Below are 15,565 nucleotides of genomic sequence, written 5' to 3' on the forward strand. Positions count from 1 at the left end.
GCACTTCCTTTGTGCTTTCTCACAGTTCCGATAAAATGGCTTATCGTGCTGATTTTAAAAAAACTTTTGGAAAGGATAATAAATAAGAAGATTCAAAAGGGGATTATCATGGGAAAATTAGAAAATATACACCCACTTTCAATTGAACAGACAAAGCAAAAATTACTCCAAGATATCGACCGCTATGTAGAAAATAAAGATGTAATGCCGACCTTTGAAACATACCTTTCAGATCGGATGTCTTATATCGAACAGATTTGGATGAATGTTTGGTTAAATAAAGCGTCCAATGACGTTCCGAGAAAAGAAAAGAAAGTATTTTTAAAAGGCAGGGGATTCGTTACAGAAGGGACAGATCATAAGCATATCAACCATTTGTTTCGAAATGAGTTAAGGACGTATCACCCTTTTGATACAATATCCTGGCTGGAGGAGACCTTTTCCGAAAACGATCAAGATTGGGAACAGAGATATGTGAACGCAAGGGAAGTCTTCTTTAAAAGGCAAGAGGAACAAAAGCTAGCACATAAGCGGTGGCTGGTACAGGAAAAGCTTGAAAATGAAGCGTACACTTTTTTAGAAAATAACTCTCTGCTAGTTTATTTACATGTCCGTTATTATATATCAGGCAAAATTGCCACTGATCTTCTTAATAAGCCGAAATTTCAGTCTGTAGAACCGTATCTACTTGAAGAACGGTTGATTGAGGAGGGATCATTCGAATCTACCGATTACCTTATGGTGACTGATTTCTTCGATGAACTGACGGGGGATATTCATTCTACTTTTGAGTGGGGTAAAAGTCGTTACGAGTATGAAAATTATTTCTATCGTTATGAACGGTTGGTATTAGACTTTATCTTTGAATATATACCTAAAAAGGTTCTTGAGAACTTGACTACAGAAGTATTGAACAATTATTCAGAAACCTTAGGGGATATCGTCACCCCGGAGATCCTTAAAGAGTTACTTCAAGAGGATTTGACAGATTTGTCACAGGCTTGTTTCGACGAACTTCAAGAAGAATACCTATCTGACTTACTGAAGCTTGCCCAGATTCCCTTTGATGAATCAGTTCATCAAGAGATTTTTGAAAGGGACGAGGCAACCAGGGAACGAAAAAAAGCAGAAGCGCTGGCAGAAGCTGCTCGAAAGAAGGAAGAAGAGAAAAGAATCCTTGACGACATTTTTGGAAAGGCCTATACACCATCATTAGGACTAAAGGTCAAATACATTTTACACATTGGAGACACGAATACAGGAAAGACACACCAGGCCCTGGAGAAAATGAAAAAGGCCGAGAGCGGATTGTATCTTGCACCACTTAGGCTTCTTGCTCTGGAAGTGTTTGATAAGCTGAATGCAGACGGTGTGCTTTGCTCATTAAAAACGGGAGAAGAAGAAAAGCTGATAAATGGGGCACAGCATATCTCTTGTACGGTTGAGATGTTTCATGAGAAGGACTACTATGATGTAATTGTCATTGATGAAGCTCAAATGTTAGCGGACAAGGACCGTGGATTTTCTTGGTATAGAGCGATTACGAAAGCAAATGCAAAAGAAGTACACATTATAGGAAGTAGAAATATTCAAAAGATGCTGCTGAATTTACTTGATGAAACGGATTTGGAGATTTATGAATATAGTCGGGAAATACCGTTAGAAATAGAACCGAAAGAATTCGAATTGAAAAATACCAAGAAAGGGGACGCCCTTATTTGCTTTTCAAGAAGGCAAGTACTCGAAACGGCCTCACGTGTGCAAGCTAGTGGGCATAGGGTCAGCATGATTTATGGGAGTATGCCACCAGAAAACAGAAAAAGGCAAATTGAGCTTTTTAATCGGGGGGAGACATCCGTCGTTGTTTCAACTGACGCAATTGGGATGGGATTGAATTTACCGATTCGCCGTATCGTTTTTCTTGAAAATGAGAAATTTGACGGGACGAGAAGAAGAAGGCTGACTTCTCAAGAAGTAAAACAGATAGCAGGGCGTGCTGGAAGAAAAGGGATTTATGACACGGGTAAAGTAGCATTTACGGGCGACATAAAAATCATGAGGAAATTACTTGAACAGGTAGATGAGCCGGTTCAAACCTTTACGATTGCCCCGACCTCTTCGGTATTTGAACGGTTTCAGAAGTACTACAGGAATTTAGGGACATTCTTTGAGTTATGGGAAAAGTTCACTCCGCCAAATGGAACAAAAAAAGCATCACTTTCGGAAGAGCGGGAGCTTTATGAACTGATCCGTGAGACTGAAATCGAAGCTCGTTTTTCATTAATGGACCTATATGGTTTCCTGCATTTACCTTTTTCGGCAAAAGAACCTCGCCTTATTCGCCAATGGCTAGAAACCATAGAAGCAATTGCTGAGAGTAGCGAACTTCCCGATCCCTTTATAAGGACTAGGAACTTAGAGGAGTTGGAACTATCTTATAAAGCAATAGGTCTTCATCTTTTGTTTCTATATAGGATGGGTAAGAGAACCGAGGCTGTCTATTGGGAACGGGTGCGGGAAGAAATCAGTAATGGCGTTCATGATCAGTTGAAAGATGAAATAATCAATTATCAGAAAAAGTGTAAGCGCTGTGGAAAACAGCTTCCAGATACCTCGCGTTTTCAAATATGTGACGCTTGTTATCATAATGGCCATAGAAAAAATCGAAAATATTAAGGAAATAATAAAGAAAAACCCCGGATATGGTACACCTTTACATGGTGGCAGATATACGGGGTTTTTGAGTTGAATTCATTTTTTTCGATTGGACTTTGCAATCAAGGCAGCTTGATGCTTCATTCGATTATCCGCTTTTTTGTCATGAACAACCAAAATGGCATGAATTAGGCCTGGAACGTAGAAAAATAAGGTGAGAATCAAGTTAAGCAAGGCTTGAATTGGTTTACCGGCCAATAAGACGGCTAGAGGAGGAAAAAGAATGGCGATTAAATATAGAATATTGATCACTCTCCAAAATTAAAAGTAGATACCCCTAATATAACACTTAACCTATTTCGGTGCTATGAATGGGGTTGGGAATTTTCTATAGAGGTCCCACTGTCGCGTAAAGCCTTCGAATGAAAGTTCTTGATATGATTAGGGAATTGCCTGGGAAATGGGAAACCAAGATATTTGACCCATTAGAAAAAGATATGGACAACATATCCATAGGATAGGGATATATGAAACAGAGCCACTTGCGTTACTAGTTATTTCAATGAAGTGAGCAATCAGCCTCCATTCACTTTATTACGTATCTGTTCAAGGATTAATTCCAACTCTTCAACAGGAAGCTCTGCAAGGGAACTTTTAATTTTTTCTTCAACCCGTTTTCGGTCAAGCTCGCGGTATTGATCCCACCATTCCCTCAAACCATCCGTATTTTCCAATAAGTACTCGATGTCAATTTCTTCTTGCTCGTCGTCGGATAAATACCTCATGACGGCTCCTAATAATCGATTGAGTCGAGTTACCTCGTTTTCTTTCTCTTTCTTATCTATAGTTGATACTTTTTTCCCCTTATCGTTCTCACCGGAAACTTTTTGATTTGCCATGCACATTACCCTCCTGTTTTAAGACTAGTATTCCTAAAATAGCCAAGTTTAATAACTTTGAGGATGGAGGGATGCAAAGTATGAGAATTCAAGTGAAATGCCAATCAATAATTTTAGCATGAACCTCGTTAGAATATATTATTTGATCTTTCAACTCAAAGTATAGTTTAAATAATTTAACATCAATCATTAGGAAGAAAAAAACAAAATTAAAAAGGGATAGAGCACCCTATCCCTTTATATGAAGTTATGCTGCAAGTTTCCTGCATTCTTCTGCACACGTTAAGCAAGCCTGGGCACATTTCTGACAATGTTCATGATCATGCTTTTTACATTCATTCCCGCAACTTTCACAAATCTTAGCACAGGTAGCTGCCAATTCAGAAACGAATGGTGTATTTCTTCCTAATGCTTGTTCCAAGTATGAACACATATCCGCGCATTCTCGATCCAAGCGGATGCACTCGGCCATCATCTTTACGTTCTCTTCTTTTAAGCAAGCATCAAAACAATGGTTGCATGCAGTCATGCATTCGTGCAAAGTTTGAATGACTGACTGATAATTTTCGTGTGACATAAGTAAGTTCCTCCTTAATGGTTATCTCATATTATCTATATCTATTTCCTTAGAAACAATTTCTAAAACATGAATAGCCAAACAGATAAAGAACAGACATATTCGGACATAGCAAAAAATCCAGGTTGAGAAGAACAGGGCAAGCAAAGTCTTTTAACGGAATGAATAGGGAAGCTAGTGCATAAATTTAAAGAAAAGGAGGTTGCTTGCATGTATATTAAATTAAGCGTGGCTAGTGTTTCCGGAGCTGTCGTATATTTGATTTATAATTTAAACAAGACGCTTCGAAAAGGAATGGGTACGCTTGAGGAAACCAATAAAACCCTAGAAGAGGTAAGAAAGGCGGTTCATGGGTTAACAGATGAATCAAAACAATTAATCCATACCGCGAATCAAATTACAATTGATGTAAAAGGGAAAATGAGTAATGTAGATCCTTTATTGGAATCGGCCCAAGATGTTGGCGAAATGATTCATAATGTCACTAGTACCATAAAAGAAGGAAGCAGGACCGATTCAGAAATTCCTTCAAATCCGACTGCTCCTAATAACCAACCAGAGGGAGTACACATCAAAATCAAATAAAAGATTTCATATGAGGACCATGCACCCCGAGAATTACTAACATATACATCTAAACTACGGCAATATGCATGTACTGAATTTTTCGAGTTTAAGGGGGATTTTTTCATGGTTATGGAATATAGCGTCGCAGCAATCGCATTGGCTTTCATTTGGTTGGTTGTTTTCTTGATTGGTACATTACAAAAAGTGATGGTGACGTTAGGGGAGGCAAATAAAACATTGATTGATGTGAGAGGAGCAATACAGGACCTTTCATCCGAATCAAAACAACTTATTCATACAGCGAACGATATCACTGTGGATGTGAAAGGGAAGATTAAAACAGTGGAACCATTATTCGACTCGGCCCAAGACGTCGGGGAAGCCATTCATTCAGTGACGGATACGGTTAAAAAAGCTACAAATACCTATAATACAAAGCTTTCACCCAAAAAAAGCAATCCTACTAAACCCAAAAGTAATATTAGATAGCACAAAATCTTCTTCTTATTCTTTCTACATACATCTCATTTACCTCATAGAACAAAAAAGACACTTCCAAATTGGGTAGTGTCTTTCCTTTATTAATCTCATTATTTAATTGTCCAATCTTCTTCTATGGATTTAATTGAATGAATAACCCGTATTAGAATCTGAGACAAGAAAGTTTATTTGTAGCCACTCGATTAAGTGGATTAATTATTTCTCGCTTATACTACTCGAATCGTTACCATTGGCTTTGGAATCATTGCCATGTTTGACGCCCTTACTTACGTACGGCTTGGCACTCTTTTTCTTATTGGCTCCCGTTTTCCAACGATTCCAACCCTTCTTGCCCGTACCTGTTCCTGTTCCCTTACCTGTTCCACTCTTAGCTTTAGCCTTGCTCATGAAATCACTCCATTAATAGTCTATGCTTAGTTTAAACCACATTGCTTGATTAATACCCAAGTATGTTGAAATATACATCAAATAGCGGCATAAGTACAGGAAAAGGGACAAATATTTTTCAAAATCCTTTTAGATCAGTTTCTGGAAATAGGTTACGTGTACAAGCATTAAGCAAGATGATTGGGATTTTTGTATGAGCAAATTGTCCAAACAATCCATTATTAATAAACGTTTTGTTTGGATTTCGTCAACCAGAGGCTTATCCCGATTTTTTTACAGATGGTTAAGTAATGCATAAATGTAATTAAAACAGCACCTGTATTCATACCCAAGATAACGCCTTCCATATTAAGGACAGCTTGAGATCCAAGAATATACATGAGGGTAAAGGAAACAATATGAGCCCACACGGTATGGATGAATGCATCTTTGACGAGACCTAATCCAATGAGGTAGGCTTGCATCGGTATGATGAAAAAGTGGAAAAGGAAATAAGGGCAAAGCATTTTCAAATAAAGAGAAGCCGTTGTGGAAGAAAAGAAGAGTGCTGTCAGAGGTTCCGCAAATAAATAGATAATGAGCACGGCTGGGACTCCATACATAACCGTAAACCACATTGATTTTTGTAACAGGACTCTAAGCTTTTCTTTATCCTGATTTTTGTGAGCTTCCGATACAGTCGGAATAAGCATGATCATTAGAGAATGAGCAATAAATGCCGGAAAGAAACCTATAGTCATCGCGACACCCGTTAACATCCCAAAGTGCTCGGTTGCAAGAACGGCACCAAACCCCGCTGAAAGAAGCGCAGCATGAATAAGAAAGGGTTGAATGGCATTAGTGATTGCATGAAAGATTCTAAGTCCCATAGTTGGGAGGGATACCTCCAAAAGCTTTTGCCGGGCATGTTTACCTGTGGTCCTTAAATTCGTACCACGCCCCATGATCCGAACTTGAAGGATCAGTATGCTGATCAAGTATAAGAATACAAGAAATTCACTTCCTACCAATACGAAAAAGGCCATTAACAAAGACTTTTCCTGGTTAAATTGAAACAAGTTAAAGATGACGAGCAACAGGCCGAACTGAAAAATCTTCTTTAAAAAGTTTGAGATTGCAATTTTGCTCATTTGTTGTACACCCATAAAATAACCTCTTGCAATCGAGGAAAATGCGACGATAGGTATCAAACCGATCAGCATCCATTTTATATATGGGTGAAACCCGTCCATTATTGAAGAAAATGTAAGAATAAAAGGAAGGATGATACACATGATCAGCACGACCACAGTTGCCAATTTGAAGGCATGAAGCAGTAAATTATAATGTAATGCAGGTTTGTTTTCAGCGACAAACTTGGCAATCGAAACATGCAATTCAAAACTGGCAATTACATATATCAGAAAGAATACAGGCAAAATGGACATGTAAAGCCCCATGCCTTCCTCTTGTAGTTCCCTGGCGAGAATCATGTTTACAAAAAACTCGATACATTCACCAAAAAACGCTGCGACTATCAAGATGAGCGTTCCTTTATAAAAAGATTGCATGCTGTCACACTCCTCAAAAGGTGTTTGTATAAATATATGAGACAGGCACCGGAATATTCATGTTGAAGGATATGACATGGCACGCTATCCATACAATTCAAAATGACAGCTGTAGACATGGTGATAATAAAGTGTGTAAAAGTAACTTTGTTATGTCCTTTGTAATCTAACTAATATTTTGCTATCCTGTATTCAGAGGAGATGTTAAAAATGAAATTTTCAACGATTGACCATTCGAACCTAGACGAATTATGTATTGCATTTGAAAGCTGTTTGACCCAAAATCATATTTCATTCAAATATGTTGACATGACTGAAGAAAATGGAATTATCTCGTTCATATTCTGTAACAATCCCGAGTATGCCCGATCTGTTGAATTGGACGGAAAACAGTTTATCGGTTTAGAAACGGATTACATAGCAAATGAAATATTGGTGCCTATTTTACCTAGATTAAAAGAATTCTCACAAGAATGAACTCCTCTAAATTGAGGAGTTTTTATTTTGATCCGTTTTCTTATATAAGCAATCAGGCAAGAAAATTTTAATTACTCTAGTTCAAAAGAAGGGTAAAGTTAATGCTTATTGAATATATGTAATAGGATGGGTATTACCTGCTCTTTCATTAGCTCCATGTTATACATCTCATTTTTATATATCTTAATAGTAAATCTTGAGCGGTTACGTATTTCAATGGGGAGGTATTCATGCAAAAAAATATAGATGGTAAGCAAAACGAAACAAAAAGACCAAATAGCCAGTCGAGTGGTAACATGCCAACTCTTCCCTGGTCAAACAGAATAAATAACTTTTTGGTGCTTTGCATCTATGAATCAAACAACCAATATAATGATTTTCATAAAATGTATCACATTCATAAGGCTAAAGGCCGGACAGGTTTTCAAACATTTAAAGAAGGGTTTAGTACATCTTTTGTTATTTGGGAAGAGGCATACAAAAAAAATGAAGAGTTGTTTTTTAAACTAAGGATTACAGCACGAAATGAAACCGTTTCACAGATAGCACAGAATGTTGTGTTTTACCTTATAAGCAGATATGAGAAGTTGTCTTCAAAAAGCGAGGCTGTTTTTAATGATAAACAATTAATTGAAGATTCCATTTATCAAATGGAAAACAAATTAAAAACAGATACCTTTTTGGCTAAGGAGACTGTTTGGGTCAATTTTTATAGTTGGTTTAGAAATCAGATAAAGGATTGGATTATTGAGGAAATTGTCGATTTGTTAGGCAATAATCATTTGGCAAGACTGGATAATGATGAACTGAATAAATTATTCTATCAACAACTTACGAATAAATTCGCTAAGGACGCCGATTTTGTATTGAAATTAATTGATATCGTAAATGGCTATGTACAAGAATGGGTTAAATTAATCATCATTCATTTAAATCTGGAATCTTGTTCTGTAAAAAAAATAGAAGAGCTTCTTTGTATTAAGAAAGATGGTTTTCGAACACCCGATTTATTATTAACAAATATCAGGGATTTTTCTTCAAGCTTTACTATCCAAGACCATTTACTGGTAATGAATAGTGCTCCGTACCAATCTGTCAGAGACGCCATTTATAAAAAGAACTTTCAAAAAATCGGAAATGCTCCATGGCCATCAACACCTATTCTACGTGGAAACACAGAAGGATTTATACAAATTATCCCTATATTCAACCACTCTCTAAATATGGAACAGAGTATAGTCGACGAAGCATGGAACAGAGTACAATCATTGTCGGATGCGGATGTGGATGTATTCGATGCCCTTTGCAGCCTGTTTTTATCCAAGGCGAGAAACAATGAAGAAATTATAGAAATTCACCTGAGTGATTTACTATCCATAAGAGGCTTAAAACCTAAACTTGGTGGAGATGGGCGAAGAGGGGGATATGAAGCGAAACAACGAGAACAAGTTTTGAAATCGCTTACAAATATTCAAAGCATATGGATTAATATCCAAAAAGCGATCGTCTACGAAAAAGGTAAACCAGTTCATACAAGGTTGCAAGGCCGGACATTTATTTTTATCGACCGTAAGGGGGAAGAATACTCCATTTCGGAGGAAACATGTAAGAAAAAGATTACCTTTACAATTGATCGGGTTTTCGCGAAGTTCTTGAATGGATCTGGCAGGCAGGTTGCACTTCTTTCAATTAAAGCCCTGCAATATAACCCTTATAAACAACTGTGGGAGAAACGACTTACTAGATATTTAAGCTGGCGTTGGAGGACACAAGCAAGAAAAGGAACCTTTTTACAGCCAAATAAAACAAGTACGCTCTTGGAATCTATTGGGGAAGAGTTGAATATTCGAACTCCATCGCGTACAAGAGAACGTTTTGAAAAGGCTTTTGATAAGTTACTTGATGATGGAGTAATTGCATCATGGCATTATGAAAAGTGGGACGAGTCTATTGCGGATTTTAAAGGATGGGCGAATATTTGGTTGAATTCCATGATTTTAATAGAACCTCCGGAGATTATTATGGAACAATATCGTTCAATTGAGAAAAAAAAGACTATTGATGATTCGGAACAAAAACATTCTAACCAAAAGAATGTACAAATTGGTAAGCAAATAAGAAACACTAGAAAAATGCTCAATCTTACACTATATCAATTGGCAGAAGAACTAGAAATTTCTGCTCCTTACGTTAGTAATATTGAGAGGGGAATTAAAGTCCCATCAAAAAAAATTCGCATGAAAATGCTTAAATGGTTGGAAAAACATGAAACGGTTCATCATACATAGTGGTTAAAACGCCGAATTCCGCTCATTAAATTCCATTGAGCCAAAGAGTCCAATTCCTACACTACACTCTAATAAAAGGGAAGGAATTGGTCTATAGCCCCCCGAAGTAAGCAGGAGGGATTTGGCCCTAATGCAACTACTGTTTTCGGAGGGGTGAATGTTTCATATTGTCATATGTATTTAAACATATCGCTTCATTATTTATATTTGTATCCCTTATCATATCGTTACAACTAAACAATTATTTACTTATTGGTATATGGCTAATTACGTCTATTTTTATTTTTATAACCTTCGATAAATCTATGAAATCGTTTATTATCACAAGTATTCTATTTGGAGTTGGATTTTCCGCTTATTTATATGCAATTACTCATTGGACGATACAGTTTGAAACAAAGGAATTACGCATACTTTTCAGTAGAGTATCATTAATTCTAATTTTGGTCCCCTTATTCATTTTATCTTTCTTTTCCAAGTCTCCATTTATAGCATATTTGAAAAAACCACAATGGAATGAACTGATTTACTTTCCATTTATATGGTCCGGTTTTCACCGAACGAGTGTTAAGTTTTTTCTATTCATAGCATTAATCGTTAATACTATTGTCTTTACACCTTTCATTATTCAAAATGGTTGGTTCGCCATCAAAGAAATGTGGCTACTCACCATCATATTTTCAATAACAAATGCTGTATTAGAAGAACTTATTTGGAGAGGTAATCTGCTGAATCGGTTTTCAGAACTATTAGGTGAAAAATGGGCGGTCGTACTAACAAGTTTGGGTTTTGGATTGCAACATTATTCACTTGGAATTCCATGGGTTACTTGCATTGCATTTTCAATTGGAGGAATGTTTTATGGAGGGATTACTATCAAAGGCAGAAGTGTGATTCCTTCGATTCTTTGGCACTTTATTTTTAATATTCTTATGGTTTTAAGTGGTTTCCTATTGAACTAAGAAAAGGTACGAATTCACGTATCACCAAGGAACAGTAGAAAAAATTTAATAGAGTTTATATAGGAAATCCTTAAACGGGGTTTCCTTTTTTATTTCAAACTAAAAAGTTAAGCGTTTATCTTGTTCAGATGTCGGGGCTATCCCCACGCATAGTCGGGGTTATATAGAACGTAATTTTTTTAGTGTCTCCTTGTATCCCTTGCTGCATCAAGGTTAAATGAAAGGTTTTACATGAATTAACCTCCTAATGTTTATATGAATTTAGCGATAGTTAATTTTCTTATCTTTTTTTCTCTACATGTAAGATGAAAACAGAGAAATGATTTATACATTACGAGGTTGGGGGAGAATGTATGACAAATGAAAATCAAATAGATCTTTCAAATCAATCGCTTGATCCTTTATTTAATCCTAGGTCTGTAGCCATACTAGGTGCATCTGCGAATAAATATAAGATTGGTAATCTACAAGTGAAGACACTTTTGGATGGGGAATTTATCGGAGAGATTTATCCAATCAATCGCAAAGCGAAGGAGATTGAAGGATTAAAATGTTACCCTTCCTTATTGGATGTACCAAACGATATTGACTTGGCCATATTTTGTTTAAATGCCGAACAAGTACAGCAAGGGTTAGAAGAATGTGCAAAAAAGAATGTTAAAGCGGCCATCATTTTTTCTGCGGGCTTTTCTGAAACTGGACAGGAAGGCATTGAAAAGCAGAAGGTGCTCACAGAGATTGCCAAAAAGAATGGTATTCGAATAGTCGGTCCCAACTGCGTTGGGTTAGTTAATTTGTCTAATGGATTAATCGGGACGTTTTCACCTGCGATATTATCAGTTCCGTTGGATGGCCAACAAGGTGTGGGGTATGTCTCGCAAAGTGGGGCATTTGGTGTATTAACATATATGGCTGCTGCACAGAATGAACTAAGCTTTAACTACTTTGTGAGTGTCGGAAATGAAATGGAAACCGAGTTTTCGGATATCGTGGAATATATGATCCATGATCCAAAAATAAGCGTAATAAGTGGCTACTTGGAAGGATCTAAAAATCCAGAAAAGCTAAGAATTTTGGCTAAAGACGCACTGGACATAAATAAACCAATCATTGTCATGAAAACAGGCAGAAGTATAGCAGGAAGCAGAGCTGCTGCTTCTCACACTGGTTCACTCGCTGGTTCGGATCATGTTTATGATGCATTCTTTACGCAATCCGGTATTGTCAGAGCTGATGATTATGAAGATATCATCTCTTTTTCAAAGTTATTTCTTTCCAATAAGTTGCCTAAAGGAAGAAATACAGTAATCATCACAAGTTCTGGAGGAAGAGGCATTAATGAAGCAGACCGTTGTGAAGCAAATGGTCTTACCATCATGCCTCTAAGTGAAAAAACAAAGGAAAAAATCATGCTTAATATTCCTACTTATGCAAGCGCTTCCAACCCAGTTGATTTAACAGCTGCTGCCTCTGTATCCAATCCAGAATTATTTATCGCTCCATTAAGGGCTCTTATTGAAGATCCTGAAGTAGATAATATTATTTTCACTGAGTTTCCTAATTATTGGGATGCTGATCATCCTTTGTTAAAAGAGTTTATAGGTCTTTGTAAAGCTTCCGACAAATTCATATTCATTACCTCTTTCCCACTGGTAGGCATGTCCATTCCTCAAGGCACAGCAGAGCTTGTTAAAAATGGAATTCCTGTTGTACCGGGTAATTTAAATCCAATCAGAGGATTTGCTAAATTAGTCGAATACAGTGAATATTATCGAAAAAATAAGGAGTTACATGCATTTGAACAACTTGAAATTCCTAAGTTGATAGAGAAGCAAGATATAGAAAAACTATTGCCTACTGGCAAGACACTGAGTGAATCAGAAGCAAGCGCTATATTGGATCATTATCAAATTCCAACTACAAAGAGATCTTTAGCTACCACAGCTGAAGAAGCATCAAATTTTGCAACAAAAATGGGGTACCCAGTCGTTTTAAAAGTGGATTCCCCTGATATTCCACATAAAACAGAAGCAGATGCCATTCGATTGAATGTGAAAGACGAACAAGAAGTCGTAAAAGCTTTCACTGAAATAACCCGTAATGCACTGATGTATAAACCAGACGCTATAATCAATGGAATTTCCGTACAGGAAATGCTCCCCGAAGGTGTGGAAGTAATTATAGGAGCTAATAATGATCCGGTTTTTGGACCTGTTATCATGTTTGGTCTGGGAGGGATATTTGTAGAGGTCTTCAAAGATGTGTCACTTAGGGTTGCGCCAATTTCGAGAAAAGATGCTTATGAAATGATTGAAGAGATCAAGGGAAAAGCCATCCTTAAAGGAACGCGGGGAAAAGATCCGGTTCATATCGAATCCATTATTGATGTGTTACTAAAGGTTTCAGCCTTGGTCACTGATTATAAAGATTCCATCAAAGAGCTGGATATAAATCCTCTAATTGTTTATCGAGATGGAATTAAAGCAGCGGATGCGATGCTTGTTATCGGTAACGAATCTGAAGTGAAAACAACGATTAGGGGGTAGCAAACTATGGAGTTGGATTATTTAAAGGGTTTAACTGGAAATCAATTTGTATTTGAAGTCGAAAAAAGGCATATACGGCAATTTGCCGAAGCAATCGGTGATTTTAATCCTTTATATATGGATGAAGAGTATGCTGCAAAAACAATATATGGAGGCATTATTGCTCCTCCCACTTTCCCTATAGCAATAGGGCAAGATAGTGGAGAAAACTTGGATCTAAAGCTCGATCAAAGAAGAATGCTGCATGGTGAGCAGGAATTCATCTATGAACGCCCAATTCGTCCGGGGGATACACTATATTGCCAGATGAAGGTCTCTGATGTGTATGAACGTGAAGGAAAAAAAGGGCCTATGCAGTTCGTGGTTCTCGATACGGAAATCAGAGATGAAACGGGTAAATTGGTTGTGATAAGCCGTACGAATATTATCTATAGGCCCTTAAAAGCTAAATCATCTACAGTTTAAGTAGGGAATAATTGCTTATAAATAGTCGATTGGAGCAAAAGGAAGACTTCCAATGAGAGGAGTAAAGGGAAATGTTGAATTATGAAGGCTTACAAGAAGGACAAAGACTCAAGTCACTTACCAAGCCAAGTGTAACAAAAGTTCAATTAGTCAAATATGCAGGTGCTTCAGGGGACTTCAATCCGCTCCATACAGATGATGACTTTGCCAAAAAAGTAGGAATGCAAGGGGTGATTGCTCACGGAATGCTGGTCATGGGCTTTCTAGGGGAATATGTAATGAAATTGGCTGGGGATACCGCTATGCCAACGAACTTTAAAATGAGATTCGGTGCTATCACTGTACCCGGAGACCAAATTACCTGTTCAGCATTTGTGAAAAATGTGTATGAGATAGAGGGAAAACGCTTTGTCAAACTGGATCTTATTGCAGAAAAAGAACCAGAGCATGTTGTAGGATCAGGGCAAGTCGTCTTGCAATTTCAATAGGGGGTTGCTTTAGAAATCAAAAGGGAGGCTTTTTTATGGGAAGTATAAAAGATCGCTACGCCATTGTCGGAGTTGGGGAGAGTGAACGATCCAAGAATTCTGGAACAACGCCCCTTCATTTGGCATTGGATGCAGCACGGGCAGCATTGAATGATGCTGGTCTTCAAGCGAAAGATATTGATGGTTTCATGAGTTATTCCGAACATGATTCTTGCACTTCACATCAGTTAGCCACGTATTTAGGCGTTCGTCCGAAATATGTAAACGATATTATGGGTGGAGGAAGCAGCACGGAGATGTTAATTGCTGATGCTGTTGGTCTAATTGAAACAGGGCAATTAAATACGGTATTAATCTACCGCTCTATGAATGGGAGATCTGGCGTCCGAATGGGCGGGGGAGGTTGGGATGTGAATCTGCTCCAATCGGCCATTGAAGGTGGGAGCTTTATCATTCCTTACGGAGCGGGTAGCCCATCACAGTGGTTCGGACTTTTTGCGACTCGCCATATGCATGAAACCGGGTTGACCCAGGAGCATCTTGGACATGTCTGCACGAGCTTTTATGAGCATGCCCAAAGAAATCCAAAAGCATATTTTTACGGGAAACCGTTAACGATGGAAGAATACAAAAAAACACCATATTTGAGTTACCCATTCAATAAGCACGATTTCTGCATGGAATCAGATGAGGCTAATGCAATCATCGTCACTTCATCGGAGCGAGCTAAGAATGGAAAATCTAAACCAGTCTACATCATGGGGTTATCTGCAAGGCAATGTGTGTCACATGCCCATTATTGGAACAATTTAGATGAAGTCGCTTCTGACTATGTTGCACCTGAAGTATATAAAATGGCAGGAGTTAAACCCGAAGATATTCATGTTGCTTCCATTTATGACTGTTACAGCTGGGTGGTGCTACGTCAATTGGAGGCTTATGGATTCGCCCCACGAGGCGAAGTAGGGGATTTTGTAGCCGAAGGAAACTTGCGGATGGGTGGGAAATTACCATCGAATACTGCTGGAGGAATGTTATCAGAAGGCTATACACATGGGATGAACAACGTTTTGGAAATCGTTCGACAAGTCCGACATGAATATAAAGGGACAGATCGCCAGGTGGAAAATTGTGAAATAGGTATATGTACTGGCTGGGCTGGTCCTGATATCGCCGGAGCTATGATTCTTAGAAACTAGGAGG

General features: G+C 37.8%; 15 protein-coding genes. 10 read left to right on the forward strand and 5 right to left on the reverse strand.

Features of this window, described 5'->3' with window-relative positions:
- The first annotated feature begins 108 nt into the window (after positions 1-108).
- Positions 109-2,676, forward strand: a complete 2,568-nt coding sequence (locus AC503W_RS09585) for a DEAD/DEAH box helicase (protein ID WP_494917055.1) — start codon at positions 109-111, stop codon at positions 2,674-2,676.
- A gap of 75 nt (positions 2,677-2,751) precedes the next feature.
- Here the strand turns inward: AC503W_RS09585 and AC503W_RS09590 are convergent, their stop codons facing one another.
- The 3 genes from AC503W_RS09590 to AC503W_RS09600 all read right to left on the reverse strand — a co-directional run bounded on the left by AC503W_RS09590 (position 2,752) and on the right by AC503W_RS09600 (position 4,131).
- Positions 2,752-2,958, reverse strand: coding sequence for a YqaE/Pmp3 family membrane protein (locus tag AC503W_RS09590; RefSeq protein ID WP_402873212.1), 207 nt, complete (start codon positions 2,956-2,958; stop codon positions 2,752-2,754).
- Between the two features lie 272 nt (positions 2,959-3,230).
- Entirely contained in the window at positions 3,231-3,554 is a 324-nt protein-coding gene (locus AC503W_RS09595) for a hypothetical protein (protein ID WP_402959509.1), read from the reverse strand.
- 247 nt (positions 3,555-3,801) lie between these two features.
- Positions 3,802-4,131 carry a four-helix bundle copper-binding protein gene (locus AC503W_RS09600; protein WP_402959511.1) on the reverse strand — a complete coding sequence of 110 codons (330 nt, stop codon included), beginning with the start codon at positions 4,129-4,131 and terminating at the stop codon, positions 3,802-3,804.
- Positions 4,132-4,341: 210 nt separating this feature from the next.
- Between AC503W_RS09600 and AC503W_RS09605 the strand changes: the two genes are divergently transcribed.
- Both AC503W_RS09605 and AC503W_RS09610 read left to right on the forward strand, forming a co-directional pair.
- A complete protein-coding gene (locus tag AC503W_RS09605; RefSeq protein WP_494917057.1) occupies positions 4,342-4,716 on the forward strand; it encodes a DUF948 domain-containing protein in 375 nt (124 codons plus the stop codon).
- A gap of 105 nt (positions 4,717-4,821) precedes the next feature.
- Positions 4,822-5,187, forward strand: coding sequence for a DUF948 domain-containing protein (locus AC503W_RS09610; protein WP_402872821.1), 366 nt, complete (start codon positions 4,822-4,824; stop codon positions 5,185-5,187).
- A gap of 207 nt (positions 5,188-5,394) precedes the next feature.
- Here AC503W_RS09610 and AC503W_RS09615 read toward each other — a convergent pair whose 3' ends face one another.
- Entirely contained in the window at positions 5,395-5,586 is a 192-nt protein-coding gene (locus AC503W_RS09615) for a DUF3934 family protein (RefSeq protein WP_494917059.1), read from the reverse strand.
- Positions 5,587-5,807: 221 nt separating this feature from the next.
- Positions 5,808-7,136 carry a polysaccharide biosynthesis protein gene (locus AC503W_RS09620; protein ID WP_494917061.1) on the reverse strand — a complete coding sequence of 443 codons (1,329 nt, stop codon included), beginning with the start codon at positions 7,134-7,136 and terminating at the stop codon, positions 5,808-5,810.
- A gap of 210 nt (positions 7,137-7,346) precedes the next feature.
- Here AC503W_RS09620 and AC503W_RS09625 point away from each other — a divergent pair, with 210 nt between their 5' ends.
- The 7 genes from AC503W_RS09625 to AC503W_RS09655 all read left to right on the forward strand — a co-directional run bounded on the left by AC503W_RS09625 (position 7,347) and on the right by AC503W_RS09655 (position 15,561).
- Positions 7,347-7,613 (forward strand): hypothetical protein, encoded by a 267-nt coding sequence (locus AC503W_RS09625; RefSeq protein ID WP_494917063.1) that lies wholly within the window; start codon positions 7,347-7,349, stop codon positions 7,611-7,613.
- A gap of 230 nt (positions 7,614-7,843) precedes the next feature.
- Positions 7,844-9,901, forward strand: a complete 2,058-nt coding sequence (locus tag AC503W_RS09630; RefSeq protein ID WP_494917065.1) for a helix-turn-helix domain-containing protein — start codon at positions 7,844-7,846, stop codon at positions 9,899-9,901.
- 167 nt (positions 9,902-10,068) lie between these two features.
- Entirely contained in the window at positions 10,069-10,863 is a 795-nt protein-coding gene (locus AC503W_RS09635) for a CPBP family intramembrane glutamic endopeptidase (RefSeq protein ID WP_494917069.1), read from the forward strand.
- A gap of 353 nt (positions 10,864-11,216) precedes the next feature.
- Complete coding sequence (locus AC503W_RS09640; protein WP_494917071.1) at positions 11,217-13,409, forward strand: acetate--CoA ligase family protein; 2,193 nt, start codon at positions 11,217-11,219, stop codon at positions 13,407-13,409.
- A gap of 6 nt (positions 13,410-13,415) precedes the next feature.
- Positions 13,416-13,874: a MaoC family dehydratase N-terminal domain-containing protein gene (locus tag AC503W_RS09645; RefSeq protein ID WP_494917073.1), complete on the forward strand. Its 459-nt coding sequence runs from the start codon at positions 13,416-13,418 to the stop codon at positions 13,872-13,874.
- 71 nt (positions 13,875-13,945) lie between these two features.
- Positions 13,946-14,362 carry a MaoC/PaaZ C-terminal domain-containing protein gene (locus AC503W_RS09650; protein ID WP_494917075.1) on the forward strand — a complete coding sequence of 139 codons (417 nt, stop codon included), beginning with the start codon at positions 13,946-13,948 and terminating at the stop codon, positions 14,360-14,362.
- A 35-nt stretch (positions 14,363-14,397) separates the two neighbouring features.
- Positions 14,398-15,561, forward strand: a complete 1,164-nt coding sequence (locus AC503W_RS09655) for a thiolase C-terminal domain-containing protein (protein WP_494917077.1) — start codon at positions 14,398-14,400, stop codon at positions 15,559-15,561.
- The last annotated feature ends 4 nt before the right edge of the window (positions 15,562-15,565 follow it).

This window comes from Peribacillus suis (genome assembly GCF_059384845.1).